Source organism: Kribbella sandramycini (genome assembly GCF_013131805.1).
Lineage (GTDB): Bacteria > Actinomycetota > Actinomycetes > Propionibacteriales > Kribbellaceae > Kribbella > Kribbella sandramycini.
The window spans coordinates 879854-898032 of the sequence record NZ_JABJRC010000002.1 but is presented as its reverse complement, the minus strand read 5'-3'; the positions used below and the strand labels follow the sequence as shown (position 1 = coordinate 898032).

At 69.5% G+C, this 18179-nt stretch carries 18 protein-coding genes; 12 read left to right on the top strand and 6 right to left on the bottom strand.

Translation table 11 applies throughout. From position 1 onward, the window contains the following. Positions 1-95: 95 nt before the first annotated feature. On the bottom strand, positions 96-599 hold the full coding sequence (locus HPO96_RS11515; RefSeq protein WP_171673347.1) for a DinB family protein: 504 nt from the start codon (positions 597-599) through the stop codon (positions 96-98). 83 nt (positions 600-682) lie between these two features. Between HPO96_RS11515 and HPO96_RS11510 the strand changes: the two genes are divergently transcribed. The 8 genes from HPO96_RS11510 (at position 683) to HPO96_RS11475 (ending at position 9881) form a co-directional block, all read left to right on the top strand. After that, positions 683-1450 carry an aminoglycoside phosphotransferase family protein gene (locus tag HPO96_RS11510; RefSeq protein ID WP_171673346.1) on the top strand — a complete coding sequence of 256 codons (768 nt, stop codon included), beginning with the start codon at positions 683-685 and terminating at the stop codon, positions 1448-1450. A gap of 27 nt (positions 1451-1477) precedes the next feature. Beyond that, positions 1478-3199, top strand: coding sequence for an ABC transporter ATP-binding protein (locus tag HPO96_RS11505; RefSeq protein WP_238354961.1), 1722 nt, complete (start codon positions 1478-1480; stop codon positions 3197-3199). Beyond that, positions 3196-4905 carry an ABC transporter ATP-binding protein gene (locus tag HPO96_RS11500; protein WP_171673345.1) on the top strand — a complete coding sequence of 570 codons (1710 nt, stop codon included), beginning with the start codon at positions 3196-3198 and terminating at the stop codon, positions 4903-4905. Before HPO96_RS11505 ends, HPO96_RS11500 begins: the two co-directional genes overlap by 4 nt. Positions 4906-4938: 33 nt before the next feature. Then, positions 4939-6336, top strand: a complete 1398-nt coding sequence (locus tag HPO96_RS11495) for a serine hydrolase domain-containing protein (protein ID WP_202885795.1) — start codon at positions 4939-4941, stop codon at positions 6334-6336. 49 nt (positions 6337-6385) lie between these two features. Further along, entirely contained in the window at positions 6386-6844 is a 459-nt protein-coding gene (locus tag HPO96_RS11490) for an NUDIX hydrolase (RefSeq protein WP_171673344.1), read from the top strand. A 40-nt stretch (positions 6845-6884) separates the two neighbouring features. Beyond that, positions 6885-7208 (top strand): YciI family protein, encoded by a 324-nt coding sequence (locus HPO96_RS11485; protein ID WP_171673343.1) that lies wholly within the window; start codon positions 6885-6887, stop codon positions 7206-7208. After that, entirely contained in the window at positions 7205-8437 is a 1233-nt protein-coding gene (locus HPO96_RS11480; protein ID WP_171673342.1) for a sigma-70 family RNA polymerase sigma factor, read from the top strand. Before HPO96_RS11485 ends, HPO96_RS11480 begins: the two co-directional genes overlap by 4 nt. Positions 8438-8672: 235 nt before the next feature. Next, complete coding sequence (locus HPO96_RS11475) at positions 8673-9881, top strand: trypsin-like serine protease (protein WP_171673341.1); 1209 nt, start codon at positions 8673-8675, stop codon at positions 9879-9881. A 201-nt stretch (positions 9882-10082) separates the two neighbouring features. Here the strand turns inward: HPO96_RS11475 and HPO96_RS11470 are convergent, their stop codons facing one another. Further along, on the bottom strand, positions 10083-11201 hold the full coding sequence (locus HPO96_RS11470) for a hypothetical protein (RefSeq protein WP_171673340.1): 1119 nt from the start codon (positions 11199-11201) through the stop codon (positions 10083-10085). Between the two features lie 199 nt (positions 11202-11400). Here HPO96_RS11470 and HPO96_RS11465 point away from each other — a divergent pair, with 199 nt between their 5' ends. Then, a complete protein-coding gene (locus tag HPO96_RS11465; protein ID WP_171673339.1) occupies positions 11401-12444 on the top strand; it encodes a tyrosine-type recombinase/integrase in 1044 nt (347 codons plus the stop codon). Between the two features lie 25 nt (positions 12445-12469). On the opposite strand, the gene HPO96_RS11460 is transcribed toward HPO96_RS11465, so the two are convergent. From HPO96_RS11460 to HPO96_RS11450, 3 genes are read right to left on the bottom strand one after another with little or no spacing between them, the layout of a single operon-like run. Then, positions 12470-12736, bottom strand: coding sequence for a hypothetical protein (locus tag HPO96_RS11460; protein WP_171673338.1), 267 nt, complete (start codon positions 12734-12736; stop codon positions 12470-12472). A gap of 55 nt (positions 12737-12791) precedes the next feature. After that, complete coding sequence (locus HPO96_RS11455) at positions 12792-13259, bottom strand: GNAT family N-acetyltransferase (protein ID WP_171673337.1); 468 nt, start codon at positions 13257-13259, stop codon at positions 12792-12794. 18 nt (positions 13260-13277) lie between these two features. After that, a complete protein-coding gene (locus tag HPO96_RS11450; protein ID WP_337796587.1) occupies positions 13278-14018 on the bottom strand; it encodes a DUF3626 domain-containing protein in 741 nt (246 codons plus the stop codon). A 144-nt stretch (positions 14019-14162) separates the two neighbouring features. On the opposite strand from HPO96_RS11450, the gene HPO96_RS11445 reads away from it, so the two are divergent. Further along, positions 14163-15176: a hypothetical protein gene (locus tag HPO96_RS11445; RefSeq protein WP_171673336.1), complete on the top strand. Its 1014-nt coding sequence runs from the start codon at positions 14163-14165 to the stop codon at positions 15174-15176. Here HPO96_RS11445 and HPO96_RS11440 read toward each other — a convergent pair whose 3' ends face one another. Next, complete coding sequence (locus HPO96_RS11440) at positions 15177-16328, bottom strand: lipid II:glycine glycyltransferase FemX (RefSeq protein ID WP_171673335.1); 1152 nt, start codon at positions 16326-16328, stop codon at positions 15177-15179. A 242-nt stretch (positions 16329-16570) separates the two neighbouring features. Here HPO96_RS11440 and HPO96_RS11435 point away from each other — a divergent pair, with 242 nt between their 5' ends. Both HPO96_RS11435 and HPO96_RS11430 read left to right on the top strand, forming a co-directional pair. Further along, a complete protein-coding gene (locus HPO96_RS11435) occupies positions 16571-17407 on the top strand; it encodes an aldo/keto reductase (protein WP_337796586.1) in 837 nt (278 codons plus the stop codon). A 51-nt stretch (positions 17408-17458) separates the two neighbouring features. After that, entirely contained in the window at positions 17459-18115 is a 657-nt protein-coding gene (locus tag HPO96_RS11430) for an HAD-IA family hydrolase (RefSeq protein ID WP_171673333.1), read from the top strand. Positions 18116-18179: the final 64 nt, after the last annotated feature.

Below are 18179 nucleotides of genomic sequence, written 5' to 3'. Positions count from 1 at the left end.
ACTAGTGCGAATCCGGCGCACCCCTACCCGCCCCGTGGATCAGGTCGGGTAGTTCGTGGAGGGTACGCCGTCGTGGTCGAGGAGCAGATAATTCTTCATTTCAGCCGGTAGAGATCCCGGAGCAGGGCGATCTCGGCGCCGTGATGAATGAGCTCGCGATTCTGGTGGAGCACCATACTCGCCACCGTCCAGCCTTCGGTCGACGTGGCCTGAGCGAGGCCGTCATCGCCAAGGTTGCCGACACCTTCGACCCAGGCCGTGACGAAACCGTCGAGCCGATCGAGTGACTCCTTGGCCGTGGCCGGCGGCGGTGTCGCGTCCTGCCAGTCGATCGCCGGCCCGCCGATCAGTACCTGCTGCAGCTCGAAGAGCACATTCAGATGCGCCAGCCGCCAGGCGATCGTCGTCACCGGCGCGGGCTCCGGCGGCGGCACGGCAAAGTCCGCCCGCAGCACACCCCCGGCATCAGGGCGGACCGACCAGGCCCCCGGCCCCGGCTCCCAGAAGTACTCCTCGTCGCTCATCCCCTCGAACCGCGGCCGAAACTGCCGCTCCCAGTGGACGCCGGCCTGCTGCGCAACCTCTTGACTCCAATTCATCACTCCTACCCTCCCAATCCCCCACCGCCAGCTCAACCCAATTTCGCTTGCACTTCACACCGGATTCGCCGAGCGTCGAGGTCATGACCGACGCCGAGCAGGTCAATCGCGCCGCCCGACCGATCCACCTGACGAGTGAGCTGGTGACGCGTCCGGCCAGCTCGGCGACCGTGCACGGCTTCCTCCGCGCCCTCCGCAGCCAAGGCATCCGATCCGTGCCGGAACCAGTTGCCTTAGGCCCCGATGTCGAGACGCTCGGGTTCCTGCCCGGCGCGAGTGGCGGCGACGCCTGGTACCACCAGCACACGGACGCCGGGCTCGCGTCCGCCGCGCGCCTCCTGCGCCAGCTCCACGACGCGAGTCAGCGCTGGCTCCCGCCGACGGACGCCGTCTGGGCCGCCCACCCCGTCGACGCCGGTGACCTCGTCTACTGCCACGGCGACCCCGGCCCCTGGAACTTCGTCTGGAGCGACCACACCGCCGTCGGGCTGATCGACTGGGACTATCTCCACCCCGGCCCGCGCCTGGACGATGTCGCCTACGCGTTGCAGTGGTTCGCCCCGATGCGCTCCGACGAACACACACTGAGCTGGCACCACTTCCCCACCGTCCCCGACCGCCTTCACCGCATCCAGGTCTTCCTCGACGCGTACGGCGACCTCCCGCCGTTCGACGTCGTAGACACGGTCATCGCCCGCATGGACGCAACCTGCCAGCTGGTCCAGCAACTCGCGGACCAAGGCCAGGAGCCGCAACAGACTTGGGTCCGCGATGGCGCCCTGGACCGCGATCGCGAGGAGATCGCCTGGGTGCGTCGGCATCGCGCTCTGCTCTCCCCCGGGCCACGCTGACAGGCGACGTCCTGGCAGGATCTGGGAATGATGCGCGCGTGGCTGGACCGGATGGCGGAGGCGTGGGAGCCGCCGGTAGCGCGCGACTTGGGTGGGCCTTATCGCTTCCTGTGGTGGTTGACGCGATCGCAGGGACGGCGGGTAGTCCTGGGAGCAACGCTCGGGACTGTCTGGATGGTGGGCCTGACGGTCCCGCCGTGGGTCTTGTCGCGAGCTGTGGACGAAGGGCTGGTGGGTGGGGACCAGGCGGCGCTCGTCAGCTGGGCGTTGGTGTTGCTCGGGGTGACTGTGCTGAATGCGCTCGTGGCGATCGGCCGGCACCGAACGATGACGAAGATCCGGATGGACGCGTCCTACCGATCGATCCGGGCAACGGTCTGGCATACGTCGCGGTTGGGGTCGTCCCTGGCGCGCCGGGCGAGCGCCGGTGAGGTGGTGACCGTCGGGATCAGCGACGTGCACATCGTCGCGCAGGCGTTGACCGTCACCGGCCCAGGGGTTGGGGCGGTGATCGCGTACGCCGTCGTCGCGGTCGTCCTGTTCACGATCTCGCCGCTGCTGGCGGCCGTCGTCCTGGCCGGCGTACCGCTGCTGGTGGTTGCGGTCGGCCCGTTCCTCCAGCGCATCGAGCGCACCGGCAGCGACTATCGGGGCCATCAGGCCCGGCTCACCACCCAGCTGATCGATGTCTTGGCCGGCCTCCGCGTCCTGAACGGGCTCGGCGGGAAGGGATTCGTCGCCGACCGATACGTCGAGCAGTCGCAGCGCCTCGTCCGCCGCGGATATCGCGTCGCAGGGCCGGCCAGCTGGGTCGGCGCGCTGTCGACCGGTCTGCCCGCGCTGTTCCTGGCCGCCGTCGTCTGGTTGTCGGCGCGGATGGCGGCCACCGGGGCGATCTCGATCGGCGAGTTGGTCGCCGTCTACGGTTACGTCGCCGTCCTGGTGATCCCAGTGGCGAGCTTCATCGAGAGCGGCAGCGACCTCGCCCGCGCCCGGGTCGCCGGCCAACGCATCATCGACCTGCTGAATCTGCCCGTCCCGAGCGACGCCGGCGCCCCGCTCCCCCACGGCATCGGCCCGCTGATCGATCCGGCGTCCGGTGTCGTCGTGCGCCCCGGTCTGCTCACCGCGCTCGTCACCGCCCGGCCCGCCGAGGCGACGACGGTGATCGAACGTCTCGGCCGCCTGACCGACACCCGAGCGACCTGGCAGGACGTCCGCCTCGACAAGGTCACTCGTGCCGAGCTCCGGCGCAGATTGCTGGTCGCCGACAACGACGCCGAGGTGTTCGCCGGCACCCTGCGCGAGATCGTCGCCGGACGCCGAGACCCGGACGACGCCCGCATCCGCACCGCTCTGCACACCGCGGTCGCCGAGGATATCGTCGACGCCCGGCCCGCAGGGCTCGATGCGCGGATCGCCGCCGGCGGCAGTGATCTGTCCGGTGGCCAGCGCCAGCGCATCCGGCTCGCCCGGGCCGTGTATGCCGAACCCGACATCCTGCTCGCGATCGACCCGACCTCGGCCGTCGACGCGAACACCGAGGCGGCCATCGTCGACCGCCTCCGCGACGCCCGCCGCACGACGACCACGCTCATCTCGACCACCTCACCCCTCGTCCTCGATCGCGCGGACGAAGTCGTCGTGCTCGTCGACGGCAAAGCGGCCCTGGTCGGCACCCACCAGGAGCTGCTCGGACGTGACTCCTACTACCGCGAACTGGTCTCGCGCGCTCAGGAGGACCGATGAGCAGCCAGTTGCCGATCGCGAGCCGCGCCGCGGTCCGGACGACGGCCCGTCGCGATCTCGCCGCTGACCGCCGGGCCGTGATCGGCGTCGTCGTGGTCAACGCGCTCGCGGCCGGGGCCGGGCTGGTCGCGCCCTGGCTGCTCGGCCGGATCATCGACACGATCCGGACCGGTTCGGGTGACGTGCTCGGCGCGGTGGACAAGCTGGCGCTGGGCGCGTTGGTGTTCACCGTCGTCCAGACCGTCTTGTCGTGGTGGGCGCTGAAGATCGGTTACCGGTTCGGTGAGCGGACGGCGGCGCGCGTGCGGGAGCGGTTCCTGCAGCGGACGCTGGCCTTGCCGCCGCGGGTCGCCGACCATCTTCCGGCTGGTGATCTGATCGCCCGCGGCAACACGGACACGTCGCTGGTTGCGAGCACGCTGCGGTCCGCCCTGCCGGAGGTGCTGGTCGCGCTGATTCATGCGCTGTTCCTGGTGATCGCCGTCCTACTCCTGGATCTGCGGCTCGGGTTGTGCGGCCTGGTCTGTTTGCTCGGTGTCGCCGCGGCAGTTCGTTGGTATGTCCGGCGCGCACGCCCGGCGTACCTCGCTGTCGCCGCGACCGGCGCCGAGCTTGCGGACGTCGTCGCCAGCACCGCCAAGGGCGCCCGGACGATCGAGGTGCTCGGCCTGGAGGAGCGGCGGTTCGAGCTCACCGAGTCCGCGATCAAGAACTCGCGCCGGGCCCGGATCGATGCGCTCTGGTTGCGGACCATCCTCTTCCCGTGGTCGGAGATCGCGCTCGCGCTGCCGGTCGTCGCCGTCCTGCTGATCGGTGGCGCGCTCTACTCCAACGACCTGATCAGCCTCGGCTCGGTCGTCACCGCGACGGTCTATCTGCGTCAGCTGATCGGTCCGCTGGACACGTTGATGCTGTGGATCGAGCAGTTGCAGGGCGCCGGCGCTTCCTATGCCCGTGTCGAGGGCCTGGCCGACGTCCCGGCTGACGAGCGTTCGGACGCGCGGACCGACGGCGACCGGATCCGGGTCGAGAACGCGCGCTTCAGCTACACCGGCGACCGCGACGTGCTGCGCGGGATCGATCTGGACGTCCAGCCCGGCGAGCGGCTGGCGATCGTCGGTACGTCGGGCGCGGGCAAGTCGACCCTGGCCCGGCTGCTCGCCGGTCTCGACCGCCCGCACACCGGCGCGGTCACGATCGGCGGCGCGCCAGTCGCGGACCTGCCACCGGACGAGCTGCGCGAACACGTCGTCCTGGTCACTCAGGATCAGCACATCTTCCACGACACGCTGCGCGCCAACCTGCTGATCGCGAAGCCGGCCGCGACCGACGACGAGTTGTACGCCGCCCTGCGCGCAGTCGGCGCCGACTGGGCGCAGTCCCTCGACGCGGATGCCGAACTGGACGACGCCAGCGCACAACAGGTGTCGCTGGCGCGCGTCGTCCTGGCGGATCCGCACACGCTGATTCTGGATGAGGCGACTGCGTTGCTCGATCCACGGACGGCGCGGCAGACCGAGCAGTCGCTGGCCGCCGTACTACGCGGCCGGACGGTGATCGCCATCGCGCACCGGCTGCAGACCGCACACGACGCGGATCGGATCGGCGTCCTGGAGGCGGGCCGGCTGGTCGAGCTCGGGACGCACGCTGAGCTGGTCGCCGCGAACGGCGTGTACGGCCGTCTGTGGCGAACTTGGCACAGCTGAAAATCGGTTGCGGGCAATTGTTAGGTTCCCTGCATGTCTGAGTTGCTGCCTCGGTCGACGCCGGCCGCCACGGGGATGTCCTCGCGTGCGATCCTCACCTTGCTGGACGAGCTCGAGGCGCACTCCGTCGAGTGCCACTCGCTGATGATCGTGCACCGCGGGCAGGTCGTGGCCGAGGGCTGGTGGACGCCGTACGACGCCGACCGGCCGCATCTGCTCTACTCGCTGACCAAGTCGTTCACGTCGATCGCGGTCGGGTTCGCGATCGAGGAAGGGCTGCTGGCGCTGGATGACCGGATCGTCGACGTACTGCCTGATCACGTGCCTGTGGATATCGCCGAGCGCGGGCGGCGGCTGACGGTTCATCATCTGTTGTCAATGACGGTCGGGTATCCCGAGGACAGCCTGCTGCCGGCGTGGGAGCTGGAGCCGCAGGATTTGGTGAAGGGGTTCCTGCGGCTGCCGCTGACCGACGCCGAGACGCACGTGTACGACAACGCGACCACGTTCATCCTGGCCCGGATGGTCGAGCGGGTGACCGGCCGCAGTCTGCCGGAGCTGCTCGGCGAGCGCCTGTTCGGCCCGATGGGGATCGAGCACGCCGATTGGGATCATGTCGGCGGTGGGCTGGTGTACGGGTTCCACGGTCTGCATCTGACCACCGAGGCGGTTGCGGCGTTCGGTGAGCTGTTGCGGCGCGGTGGTGTCTGGGGTGAGCGGCGGCTGGTTTCGGCCGAGTGGATCGAGCTGGCGACCAGGAAGCACGCCGATACCGTTCCGCTGCCGAACTGGGGAGCGAATCCGGACTTCCTGTGCGGGTACGGCTATCAGTTCTGGCCGACGCGGCACGGCTTCATGGGCAGCGGCTCGTGGGGGCAGACCTGTGCCGTCGTCCCGGAACACGACCTGGTCGTCGCGATGACCGCGACGCTCGTCCCCGAGACGGTGATCCCTGGCCTGTTCTGGGACAACCTGCTGAACACCGCCCCCACACCCGAGGACGACGCTGCCCTGGCCGAGCGTCTCCGCGGCCTCAGCCTGCCGGCCCCCTCCGGAGCAGCCGACCCGGACCGCTCGCTCAAGACCACGATCGACGCCTCCCCCGCGGAGTCGGCCCTCCCCGCCGGGACCCCGGTCGTCCTTGATCCGGTCGGCGACGGCTGGCGGCTCACGCTCGGCCCGCACCAGATCGACGTCGGCCATCAGGACTGGCGCGAGAGTTCGCCGTCCGGCCGGCCGATCGTCGCCCGCGGCGCCTGGCAAGCCGACACCTTCACCGCCGACCTTCACCTCATCACCAGCCCGCACCGAGTTCACCTGGCCATCACCCCCGACTCGGCCCACGCCGTCTGGAACGTTGTCCCCCTCACCACCGCCGACCTCGACCGCCACCTCCACCATCCCCTGACCACCCGCCCGGCGAACGGCTGAAACTGTCGGAGGGCCTGAAACTGTCGGAGGGCACTGGCAAGCTCCTCCCATGCCCATCCCCCGCGCAGCCACAGTTGTTGTCGACGCAGGCAAAGTCTTGATCATCAAGCGCTACCTGCGTGAGTCGCGGGCGGATACCTGCGCGATGTGCCAGGCGTTTCGAGCCCCCGGCCCCGAGTGTGCCGGGCATCGGTACGCCGTCCTGCCCGGCGGTCACGTCGAGGACGGTGAGACTCCCGGGGAGGCCGCGATCCGCGAGCTGGCGGAGGAGACGACGCTTACTGCCACGATCGACCGTCTCCTGTGGATCGGTTCTCATAACGTCCGCACCGTGCACTACTACATGGTCGCGAACGTTCAAGGCACCCCGCGGCTCTCCGGCCCTGAGGCGGAGGACAACCGACCTGACAACAGCTTCGAGCTGTATTGGGCGACGCCTGCCGAGCTGGATCGCCATGGCATGTACCCGCCGGACGTCCAGCTCCAGCTCACGCGGTTGCTGTCGTGAGAAGGTCGGTTCTGGAAGCTCGTCGAGGAGGGGGTTGGTGATGCAGTTCTTCGTTTCGGTGATCGATGATCGGACGGGGTCGGCGACGGCAGACGAGATGGCTGCTATTGATGCGTTCAATGCGCGGGTGATCGCCGACGGGAACTGGGTGTTCGCCGGTGGGCTGGCCGCTCCGGGGGCGGCGACGGTGGTGGACGGGCGCGGGGCGGAGGCGCTGTTCACGGACGGGCCGTTCGTGGAGACGAAGGAGTATCTGGCCGGGTTCTGGATCTTCGAGGCGCCCGATCAGGAGACGGCGTTGCGGCTGGCGGCCGAGGGGTCGAAGCACTGCAACCGGCGGGTCGAGGTGCGGGCCTTCCTGTGAGCGACGTTCCGGCGGCGATCAGCGCGGCGCACCGCGGCGAGTGGGCGCGGGTGGTCGCGTCGCTGGCCAAGCGGTTCGGGGATCTCGACATCGCCGAGGAGGCCGCGGCCGAGGCGTTCGCGACGGCGGTCGCGCGGTGGCCGGAGGACGGCGTACCGCCGAACCCGGGCGCCTGGCTGACCACGACCGCGAACCGGAAGGCGATCGACCGGCTGCGGCGGGAGAGCAAACGCGACGACAAACATCGCGAGGCCCAGCAGGCGTACGCCGAACCGCCCGAGCCGCTCGGGGTGATCGACGACGAGCGGCTGCGGCTGATCTTCACCTGCTGCCATCCGGCGCTCGCTCTGGAGACCAGGGTCGCGCTGACGCTGCGGATGATCGGCGGGCTGACCGTGCCGGAGATCGCCCGCGCGTTCCTGGTCCAGGAGACGACGATGGGCCAGCGGATCAGCCGGGCGAAAGGCAAGATCAAGGCGGCGAAGATTCCGTACCGGGTGCCCGCGGCCGGGGATCTGCCCGAGCGGGTGTCCGGCGTCCTCGCGGTGCTTTTCCTCGTTTTCAACGAGGGCTATCTCGCGACCGGGCCCGATACCGATCCGGTCCGCCGGGAGCTGACCGGCGAGGCGATCCGGTTGACGCGGCTGATCCATGCGCTGTTGCCGGACGACGGCGAAGTCACCGGTCTGCTCGCGTTGATGTTGTTGACCGAGGCTCGGCGTACGGCGCGGATCTCGGCGGCCGGCGAACTCGTTCCGCTCGGCGAACAGGACCGGGCGGCGTGGGACGCGGAGCTGATCGCCGAAGGGCATGCGCTGGTCCGCGCGCGGCTGGCGACCGGCGTACCGCCCGGTCGCTATCAGATTCTCGCGGCGGTCAACGCCGTCCACACCTCGGCGCGCAAGGTCGAGGAGACGGACTGGTCGCAGGTCGTGGCCCTCTACAACCAGCTGACCCGGATCGACCGGTCCCCGATCGTCGCGCTGAACCGCGCGATCGCCGTCGCCGAGCTGGACGGGCCGGAGGTCGCGCTGGCCGCGGTCGACCGGCTCGCCGAGAGCCTCGCCCGGTACCACGCGTACCACGTGACGCGGGCGGATCTGCTCCGCCGGCTGGGCCGGGCCGACGAATCACGCGCGGCCCTCGACAAAGCCGTTGAATTTGCCGGGAACTCGGCAGAAATCGCGTATTTGACCCGTCGGCGCGACGAATTGGACGCCGGAAACTAAACCGGTCTACTTCAGAATGGCCGGGCGCAGGCTCCCCCTCGTCCTGCCTTTCGGCCGGATCCGTTCGCCGAACGTTCACCCTCGACGCCGGCGCCGGTCGCCGGGACCGGCCGAAGGCATTCCCTTGCCCGGACCTGCGTGACCTGCTGTGCCCTTGTCGTCATCCTGTGTCACCTCAACGATTCAGTGCACCGGAGCCTCCGAGGCAGGCTCCAAGAGGAATCGGATGTGACGAATGCGCTTCCCAACCCGCCCCCGTAAGTCCCTCGCCGGCGCCGTGCTCGCACTCGGGCTCGGCGCCGCCGCCCTGGCGCCGATGCAGACCGCGTCGAGCGCTCCCGTCCCCGCCCCGGCCGATGGCGTGTACGACGTCCTCGGCAAGACCTGGGGCGTGACCGCGGCCCAGGCCAAGGTCCGCCTGGACGGTGAGCACGCCAAGGCGAACGCGTTCGAGACGGCCAAGAAGGAGACGGCCAACCTCGACGGCGCGTTCTTCGACGCCAAGCGCCAGCTGGTCGTCAACGTGCACTCGGCCAAGGCTGCCGAGGTCGCTCGTGAGCACGGTCTGAGCCCCCGGACCGTCGCTCGTGGTGAGAAGGCCCTGGCCAAGCTCCAGCAGCAGGTCCAGGCGCTGGCCGACAAGTCCGGCTCGCTGCAGGTGCAGTCGATCGGCGCGGACCTGCCGACCGACCGGCTGCAGGTCGTGCTGCAGCCGGGTAAGCAGTCGGCCAAGACCGCGGCGCTGGTCAAGCAGCTCAAGGCAATCCCGGGTGTCGACGTCAGCACCAACACCACCACGTTGTCGATGACCGCCGACGTGATCGGCGGCCAGATCATGGACCTGGTCCCGGGTACGAACTGCTCGCTCGGCTTCTCCGGCACCCGGAGCGGCAACAACGTGATGCTGAGCGCCGGCCACTGCGTCGAGGGCAACCCGATGGTGCAGAACCGGTCCGGCGTCCGGCTCGGTGTCGGGATCGCGAGCCGCTTCCGCACCGGCTCGCCGAGCGTCGACATGGGCCTGATGGACATCGACTCCAACAACATCGGCCGCGGCTACATCGACAACCGCAACGGCCAGACCACCCGCGTCACCGGCTCCTCCAAGGCCCCGGTCGGGACGACGATCTGCAAGGCCGGTAACACCACCGGCTGGACCTGCGGCTCGATCACCCAGTACAACCTGACCGTCAACTACGGCGGCGCGGGCGGCAGCATCACCCGCACCAGCGGCTTGGCCCGGTCCACCGTCTGCACCGAGGGCGGCGACTCCGGCGGCGCCTACATCTCCGGCACCATCGCCCAGGGCATGACCTCCGGCGGCCCGAACGACGGCCACGACTGCGGCTGGAACCAGGGCGGCAACGCCACCGGCTCCTACTCCTTCTACCAGCCCGTCGTCGACGCAGCCTCCTACTACGGCGTCACCCTCACCCTCGGCTGACCCCCTCCCCCGCACGGCCCTCTCACCTCCCCGGTGAGAGGGCCGTCGCCCTGTAGGTCACCGCACCCGGCCCTGTCACGGGCTGAGGCGCCGGCTACCTGGATTGGCCGACAGCTTCCGCGCTGGACGGCCTGACCTGCCGAGTCGCCGCTGCCGCGTGACTGTCTGCTGCGGGGACCGCGCGCGGTTCTGCTAGGTGGGCTACTCGGAGTCTGGGGTGGGGGGTGGGGTTAGGTGGGTGGCTAGTTGGGTGCGGAGGGCGTCGGCGGTTTGTTCGGCGGATTGTTGGGCCTGGGTGGCGGCGGCCAGGCGGTCGGCGGCGGCTTGTTTGAGGTCGGCCAGTTGGGTTTGGTGGTCGGTGCGGAGCTGGTTGCGGTCTGCTCGGTGATCGGCGCGGAGGGCGTCGAGCTCGGTGCGGTGCTGGGTGTGGAGGTCGCGGAGCTCGGTGCGGAGCGCGTCGGCGGCTTGGAGGGCTGCTTGACGTTCGGCGTCCGCGGTGGCTTTGGCGGTTTGGGCGGCTCTCGCGGCGGCGCGGATTTCGTCGAGCTGGGTTTCGGTGGCGGTTTGGAGGTCTGCCAGGCGCTTGTCCGACTCGGCGCGGAGCTGCTGGAGGTCAGCAGCCGCGGTCTGTCGTGCGGTGGCCAGCTCTTGGCGCGCCTCGGCCAGCTCAGCCGCGGCTAGCTCGCGTGCGGCGGCGGCTTCGTCACGAGCCTCTTCAGCGGCGGCCAGCGCGGCAGCGGTCTCGCGGTGCGCGGTGACGAGCAGCTCGAACGCCTCCTGGGCGGCGGCGTCCGCCTCATCTCGCGCGTCTTCAGCCTCCGCAGCCTGCTGCTCAGCCTGCCGACGGCGGTGCTCCTCCTCGCCACGCAGCCGCTCCGACTCAGCCAACTGAGCCCGCGATGACGCCTGTAACTGCTCGACCTCGGCCGCAACAGCCTCCGCCGAGCCGTACGCACGGACCGCCTCAGCGATCCCGGTCAGAAACTCCTGCAATTGATCAAGCCGGCGCGGCAGCTCGAGCATCTGGTTCTCCAGGGTGGCCCGAGCGGTCGTCACCGGCCCAGTAACCACCGGCGCCGCGCTCACCACGCCGGTCGCGTCACTCGGACGCTTCTGAACAGCCTTCTTGGCCGCCCAAGCCGTCGCCTTGTTGTGGACGACCGGCTTCCCGTCGACCCCCGGCCCCTCGATCCCGCAGTACTTCGGCGGCCGCCCGGTCGAGCCCGCATCTGCCTGCTTCGGGTTCGGACAGTTCACTCCCGGGAACTCACACAGCCCCACGCGCGCCTGTGCAGTCTGCTCAATCTCCGCCGTCGTCATCCTCGCACCCTATCACATTTCGTCGATTCCGTTTCGTCTTTAGTTAGTTTGGTTTCGTCAGGCTGAACTGAACTATCGCTACTGAACAAGATCGACGGAGAGCGCATAATCCCCGTTATGCGCTAAGATCTCCGCTGTGGACGACGAGCTGGCGAGGCGCTTTCAAGGAGCTGTGGTCGAGCAGCCAAAACCTGATGGGGTGACGGAAGCCGCCGTACGCCGCTCACTAGGCGCCCGAAGACCAGTTGGAGCCGATCGGTCGGCCGAGACCGTCGACCGCCTCGACCTGCTAACCGAAGTGCTCACTCCGGAGCTGACAGCCCTGACCGTCCTCTGGCTGGGCGGGAGCCGCCGGGCCAGCCCGCAGACGCGGATCGCGTACGCCGACGATCTGCTTCTCTGGGCGGAGTGGGCCCGCCGCGAGCTCGGCCGCGAACGCTTCGCCCTCGACCTGCATCGTGGCGAGGTCACCATGTGGCTGTCACAGCAGCAAGACGCCGGCGCTTCGGAGTCCTCGATCGCCCGCCGGCTCTCCACCCTGTCCAGCCTCTACCGGTACGCCGCGAGCTGGGGTCTTCCCGTCCTCTCCCCCATCTCCGACGACGACCATCGCCCGAAGTTCCGCCGCGGCCGCCGGGCGACCTCGGCCCGGGTCCTCCATGCCGACGACATCACCGCGCTGCTCGCCGCGGCGACCGACGTCCGCGACGCGCTCGTGGTCGGCCTGCTGTTCACCGGCGCGCTCCGCGTCTCCGAGCTGTGCGCGATCGACGACGCCGACCGGCATGACGAGGGTCGGCGTACCTGGCTCGTCGTCACCCGCAAGGGCGGCGAGTCGGTCCGCGTCCCCCTCGAAACCACCGTCGCCGAGCTCCTCGACCTGTACGTCGCCATCCGCCCGCCCTGGGCCGGCACGGGCCCCGCCCCACTCATCGCCGACGCCAACGGCCACCGTCTCGACCGCCACGACGTCACCCGCCTACTCCGCCGCCTGGCCAGAACGGCCAACATCCCCCGCCCCGAGAAAGTCACCCCGCACTCCCTCCGCGCCACCGCCATCACCGACCAGAAACGCCGCGGCCTCAACGCCGAAGACATCCAAGAACTCTCCGGCCACGCCGACGTCCGCACCGTCATGATCTACATCGACGACGACGGCCGCTCCGAACGCGTCACCGCCATCACCGACGACCTCGGCCGCGTCATGCGCGCCGTCCCCCGCCACCTCCGCCGCCCCACCTGAGCAGCAGAGACGCGGGGGTCGTCCGTCAGACCGGCTCGCCGACCCGCAGACAACCGGACGGACGGTTCGCGTGCCAGCGGATCGAGGTGATCTGGTCTTCCCAACCGCCGGCCTGCGACAGCCGCCAGACCCAGGACTTCGGCTCCAGGTAGATACACGATCCGCGGAAGTTCTCGTGGTCGAACATCGCGAGGTAGTACGAGCCGTGGTTGTTCCACGCCGAGTTCGCCTCGTCGCTGTCGCTCCCGAGATGTGCGTCGTTGCCGCCGAAGCCCGGACCGCCCCCACTCACCAACTCACGACGGAGCGCCTCTCTCCCGCTGGGCTGAGCGCAACCGCGGCTCGTGCTACGGAGTTGGTGCGTGTGGCACGTCCGCATCAACCAGCGACCGCGAGTACACGATGAAGCCGCGGTTCTCGGCCACCTGGTCGTACAGCCCACGAGCGGTGGCGTTCGATTCGTGGGTTGACCAGTAGAGGCGATCGCAGCCGAGGGCGGTGGCTCGGTCGGCGACTGCGGTGATCAAGGCGCGGGCGGCTCCTTGGCCGCGGGCTTCGGGTGCGGTGAACAGGTCTTGCAGGTAGCAGGAGTCGCCGGAGGTCGTGCTGGCGTGGGTCAGGAAGTGAGCGATCCCGACCAGCCGATTGTCGAGGTGGGCACCGAGCGCGTGGAGTTCGCCGGAGTGGAAGCGGGTCCACGCCCGCTCGTAGAAGCCGTCGGGCATTGTCGCCCGCCCGTAGAACACGTTGTAGCCGGCGAACAGGTGCTCCCAGTCGGCGCGGTCGATCGGGCGGAGCGGGCCTACGGTGAGCATGGTCGGCAGCCTGTCACATCAGGCGGGGCGGCGGCCGAAGTGCGCCAGGCAGTGCCAGAGGTGTTTGAGGTCCTGGGCCGATTGGGTTGCGGTCGGGAGGAGGTTGGGCGTGAGGAGCGGGCCGAGGGACCTGGCGAGGGTGTGGATGTGGGCGCCGCGGAAGGCGGGATCGATGGCTGCGGGGTCGAGCTGGAAGCCTGGGTGGTACTCGACCGGGCAGCCGAGGCGTTCGGCGGCGTGGGCGATCGAGGTGTTGGCGAAGGACGGGTCCAGGACGACGGCCTCGACGTCGGTGGTGAAGCGGACGGGGCCGTGGACGTGCGCTTCGACGTAGTCGTCGAGATCGCCGTTCGATGCGTCGTCGGCCAAGCGGCACAGGTGTGGCAGCAGGGATCGGTCGCCGACGTCGGTAGGTTCGTAGACGGAGTCGGGGAAGCAGAAGGTGGCTCGGTCGACGGTGGCCGGGTGGAGGCGCAGGTAGCAAGAGCCGAAGCGGATGGCTCCGCCGTACGGGCTCGAGCGTCGGTTCCAAGCGCCGTACACGGGTCGGGCTGTGGCGGGCGCGTCGTCGTACCGGCCGGTGAAGAGGCGGCTCTCCCAGTTCCAGCGGTCACCGCCGCGATAGGCGGTCAGCCCGCCATTGGAGGTCCCGGTGCTGAACTGGGAACGGTAGACACCGTCAGCAGCCATGGACTCGATGACTGTGCCGGCGGCGTGCGGCCAGTTCGGGTGGAACTGGAGAGTGATGGCCGGGGACACCTATCAGAAGGTCGCAGGAGGTCGTTGCGGGCGCAACGGGATTTCGGCTCGGGGTTCTGGTCCAGTGGTGGGGGCTGATCGGGCAGTGTTCGGCACGGCGGGGGTGCGGCGGGCGGGATCTCCGGCAGGGTGAGAGGTGTGGAGATGAGACGAACGTTCGCGGCGGGGCTGTCGGTGGTTCTGGTTGGTTCGACGGTGGGGGTCGCGCCGGCGAGGGCTGCGACGCCGTTGAAGGTGACCTTGGACAAGACGAGTGTTGCGGTCTCGTCGCTCAACACCGTGCCGGTCACGGTGACGGTCGAGGGGTCGTACGAGGACACGCAGACCGTCTACGTCCAGTTCAAGCGAATCAGCGGTACCGGGCCGGCGAACGAGTTCTCGTCGATGCCGCTCCAGCTGGTCGATGGCGACGGTACTCCTGGGGTGTGGCGCGGGACGGCGAACGTTCCGTCGACGCTGAACGGGACGATCGAGCCGGCCGCGGTCGACGTCCTCGAGCTCGTCCAGGGTCAGCCGACGTCCAGCCCGGCGCCGGTTGCGAATCCGCCGGCGCTGGTGGTGAACGGCGTCCACGTACCGAAGTTCACGTCGGTGCTGACGCCCGCGGTGGTGCCGTACGACAAGCCGTGGTCGGTGCGGTATACGGTGATCGACTCGCAGACGGGTAAGCCGTACGGCACGCGGCTGAAGCTGTGGTTCGGGATCGAGGAGCGGTGTCTCGAGGCCAACGAGCACGAGGAAGTGCTGAGCGACACCAGCGGCAACTTCACCCGGTCGTTCCCCGCGAACCGGTACGGCGACTGGACGAGCTGCATGAAGCTGCCGGGGAAGCCAGGTGGGATCGCACGGCTCGTCACGCGGGTCAAGCGGCCGGCGGCGATCTCGGCCGCCCCGTCGAAGACCAGCGCGCCGGTCGGCACGATCGTCCCGGTGAACGGCATCGTCGTCCAGGGCAACTACTGCCAGGTCGCGTTGCAGCGCCTGTACGGCGCGACCGCCTGGCGCACCGTCAGCACCACGAAGGTCCGGATCAGCGATCGCTTCACGCTGAATGCGCAACCGGCGTACAAGGGCAACATCAGCTACCGGGCCTATCTGCCGCCCTGCTACGACAAGGTGGCCGGCAGCACCAAGCCCTTCATCATCCGCGGCACCTGATCAGCCGCGCCGGCGGTACCGCGTCATCGCGCGGAGCAGGAGCTGGTTGACCGGGCCGGGGAGCGGGCGCTCCCACTCCCCGACGGTCTGGATCAGCTCACCGCCGGTCCCGAGCTTCCAGCGGAGCAGGCCGAAAGCGGGGTCGGTCGGGTCCAGGCAGCCGCTGACGCCGCGCATGTCGTAGCGTTCGGCGCCGAGCTGGTGGGCGTCCGACATCATCCGCCACTGCAGGACGTGACTGGGGCGGACGTCGCGCCGGTGGTTGGCTGAGCCGCCGGACTGGTACCAGACCCGGCGTCCGACCACGTTCATCGTGTGGGCGGCGAGGACCTCGTCGCGGTACGTCGACAGGTAGAGCCGCATCCGGCCCTGGAGCTCGGCGTTCAGGACGCGGTACTGGCGTTCGTAGTAGGCGAGCGAGCGGCCGAGGCGGAAGCCGTTGCGCCGCTCGGTTGCCTGCAGCAACTGGAAGAACGCGGGCAGGTCGGCCTCGGTGCCGATCCGGATCCGGACGCCGGACTTCTCGCCCTTCTGGATGTTGCGCCGCCACTCCTTGCTCAATCCCGACCACAGCTCGGCGTCCGTCCGCCCGGCGAGCGGCACCTGGAACTGGTACCGCGGCTGCGCGTCCCCGCCCGTCCCGTCCTCGCCGCCGCGCGACCATCCCAGCGTCCGCAACCGCTCGACGACCGCGGATCCGAGCGGCTCCACCACGTCCGGGAGGACGTCGTCCACCTGCCGGCCCGGCGCTCCGGCCGACTTGAGCGTCGCCGCCTGCCAGCGCCGCAGCGCGGGCGGCGGACCGAGCCGGACGGCGAACACCTGCCGCCGGTCGAGGTGCTCGAGCAGCGGGTCGAGCCAGCGCTCCAGGCGCGGGTCGGACCAGTCGATATCCGGGCCCTCCGGCAGGTAGGCGTACCAGCGCGACACCCCGGGCAGCCGGCGGAGCAGCACCAGCGTCGTGCCCACCACCGTGCCGTCGGTGGCCCGCCAGGCGAGCAGCTCCGACGTCCATTCCGCTTTCACCGCGGCCCACGCGGCGAGCTGTAAATAGCTCCGGCCACCGTGCAGATCGGCCAGCGCCTGGTATTCCCCCGGAGCAATTACTCCGATTTCCAGCACGCCCGGCCGGGTCTCGACCTCACTCAGCATGTTCCCTCCTCAGCAGCAACCGCCTTACTACTGAAGAGCGCCTGACCCCGCCGAAAAGTCACACCCCAGTGCGAATCCGGCGGGCCGGCCGGTCGCCGGGGAGGCCGTCCGGGCAACAAAAAATCCACCCGGAAAGGGTGGACTGGGAGTTATTGGTGATTTATTCTGGCGGGATGCCGGAAAACAATCTGAATGCGCTATTACCTACAAACTTATCATCGGGAATTGCGGAGGTCAAGCCGGTGGAATTGCGGCGGGTTGGATTCGGGGCCAAGCGGCTGGGTGGCGCGGCCGGGGAGCTGACGGTGGCGGACGGGGCGGCGCTCGTCCGGCTGGCGGTGGAGCTGGGGGTGAACCATGTGGACACCGCCTTGTTCTACCCGTCGTTCGCGCGGGCGGGCGAGGCGTGGGAGTTCGAGGTGCTCGGGTGGGCGAACGAGGCGGTGCGGGCCGGGGTCGGGTCCGCGGCGGAGGTGCTGGTCGCGACGAAGGTCGGGCCGACGGCCGAGGGGATGGCGCGGCCGGACCAGTTGGCGGCGTACGTCGAGGAGAATCTGCGGACGCTCGGTCGGGACAGCCTCGATCTGGTGTATTTGTGGCAGGCCGGGCTCTCGTCGGTCGCGGAGCATTTCGGGGTGCTCGCCGAGCTGCGGGACAAGGGGCTGATTCGGCAGCTCGGGTTGTCGAACATCCGCAACGAGCATCTGGCGCAGGCGCAGGAGATCGCGCCGGTCGCCGCCGTGCAGAACCGGTACGGCGTGGGCTTCGGCCGGGTCAACGACGAGTTGCTGCGGGTGTGTGGTGAGCAGGGCATCGCGTTCGTGCCGTACTTCGCGCTCACCGGCGCCTCGCGCGAAGCCGGCGGGGTCGCCTCGGACGACGTCATCCAGCGGATCGCCGATGCTCATGGCGCGACGCCGGCGCAGATCCGGCTGGCGTGGACGCTGTCGCTGGGCTCGCACGTCCTGGTCATCCCGGGGACGGGTAACCCGCGGCACCTGGAGCAGAACCTCGCCGCGGCCGATATCCGCCTCTCCCCCGCCGAGATCGAAACTCTGAGCGCGATCCCGGCCGACTGAGCGATGATCGGTGCGCCCGGCCGTATCCCGGGCGCACCGATCGGAGGTCTCGTGATCCAAGCCGTCCTGTTCGATCTCGACGGCACGCTCGTCGAACAAGAGCAAGCCGCCGCTCGCGCCGTCGTCGAGTGGGCGGCTGAGCATGGCGACATTGGCGCGGACGTCGCCGTTCGGTGGGCGCGGATCTCTGGTCGGCATTACGGGCGGTATCAGCGGCGGGAGCTGACGTTCGCCGAGCAGCGGCGGGTGCGTGTGCGGGAGTTCCTTCGGGTGCCGGAGGCGACGGATGCCGAGGCTGATGCGCTGTTCGAGGGGTATGTCTGGCGGTACGAGGCCGGGTGGAGCATGTACGACGACGCCGTGCCGGCCCTGCGTCGGGTTCGGGCCGCCGGGTTGCGGGCGATCGTGTTCACCAATGGCAACACCGCGCATCAGACCTACAAGCTCGGTCGGTTCGGGCTGCTCGACGAGCTGGACGAGTTCATCTCGGCCGAGGACTTCCCGGCGGGCAAGCCCGACCCGCGGGCGTTCGAGCTCGCGCTGGCGCAGGCGGGGTTGCGTGCGGACGAGGCGCTGATGGTCGGTGATTCGCTCGAGAACGACGTCCAGGGCGCTCAAGCAGTCGGCATGCCGGCGGTGCTGCTCGATCGCCTCGACCACCACCCTCAGCTGCCGCGTATTACCAGTCTTGCTGCTTTGGCCTGGTGAGGGTTTGCTCAGGCGGCCGGGGAGTTTGCCTGGGCCGGCGATCCAGCGGCCGAGAAAGGCGAGA

Bases quoted from the DNA above. Each gene is read 5' to 3' on its own strand.
- HPO96_RS11515 (WP_171673347.1), bottom strand. From the start codon at position 599: ATGAATTGGAGTCAAGAGGTTGCGCAGCAGGCCGGCGTCCACTGGGAG.
- HPO96_RS11510 (WP_171673346.1), top strand. From the start codon at position 683: ATGACCGACGCCGAGCAGGTCAATCGCGCCGCCCGACCGATCCACCTG.
- HPO96_RS11505 (WP_238354961.1), top strand. From the start codon at position 1,478: ATGATGCGCGCGTGGCTGGACCGGATGGCGGAGGCGTGGGAGCCGCCG.
- HPO96_RS11500 (WP_171673345.1), top strand. From the start codon at position 3,196: ATGAGCAGCCAGTTGCCGATCGCGAGCCGCGCCGCGGTCCGGACGACG.
- HPO96_RS11495 (WP_202885795.1), top strand. From the start codon at position 4,939: ATGTCTGAGTTGCTGCCTCGGTCGACGCCGGCCGCCACGGGGATGTCC.
- HPO96_RS11490 (WP_171673344.1), top strand. From the start codon at position 6,386: ATGCCCATCCCCCGCGCAGCCACAGTTGTTGTCGACGCAGGCAAAGTC.
- HPO96_RS11485 (WP_171673343.1), top strand. From the start codon at position 6,885: ATGCAGTTCTTCGTTTCGGTGATCGATGATCGGACGGGGTCGGCGACG.
- HPO96_RS11475 (WP_171673341.1), top strand. From the start codon at position 8,673: ATGCGCTTCCCAACCCGCCCCCGTAAGTCCCTCGCCGGCGCCGTGCTC.
- HPO96_RS11470 (WP_171673340.1), bottom strand. From the start codon at position 11,201: ATGACGACGGCGGAGATTGAGCAGACTGCACAGGCGCGCGTGGGGCTG.
- HPO96_RS11455 (WP_171673337.1), bottom strand. From the start codon at position 13,259: ATGCTCACCGTAGGCCCGCTCCGCCCGATCGACCGCGCCGACTGGGAG.
- HPO96_RS11445 (WP_171673336.1), top strand. From the start codon at position 14,163: ATGAGACGAACGTTCGCGGCGGGGCTGTCGGTGGTTCTGGTTGGTTCG.
- HPO96_RS11440 (WP_171673335.1), bottom strand. From the start codon at position 16,328: ATGCTGAGTGAGGTCGAGACCCGGCCGGGCGTGCTGGAAATCGGAGTA.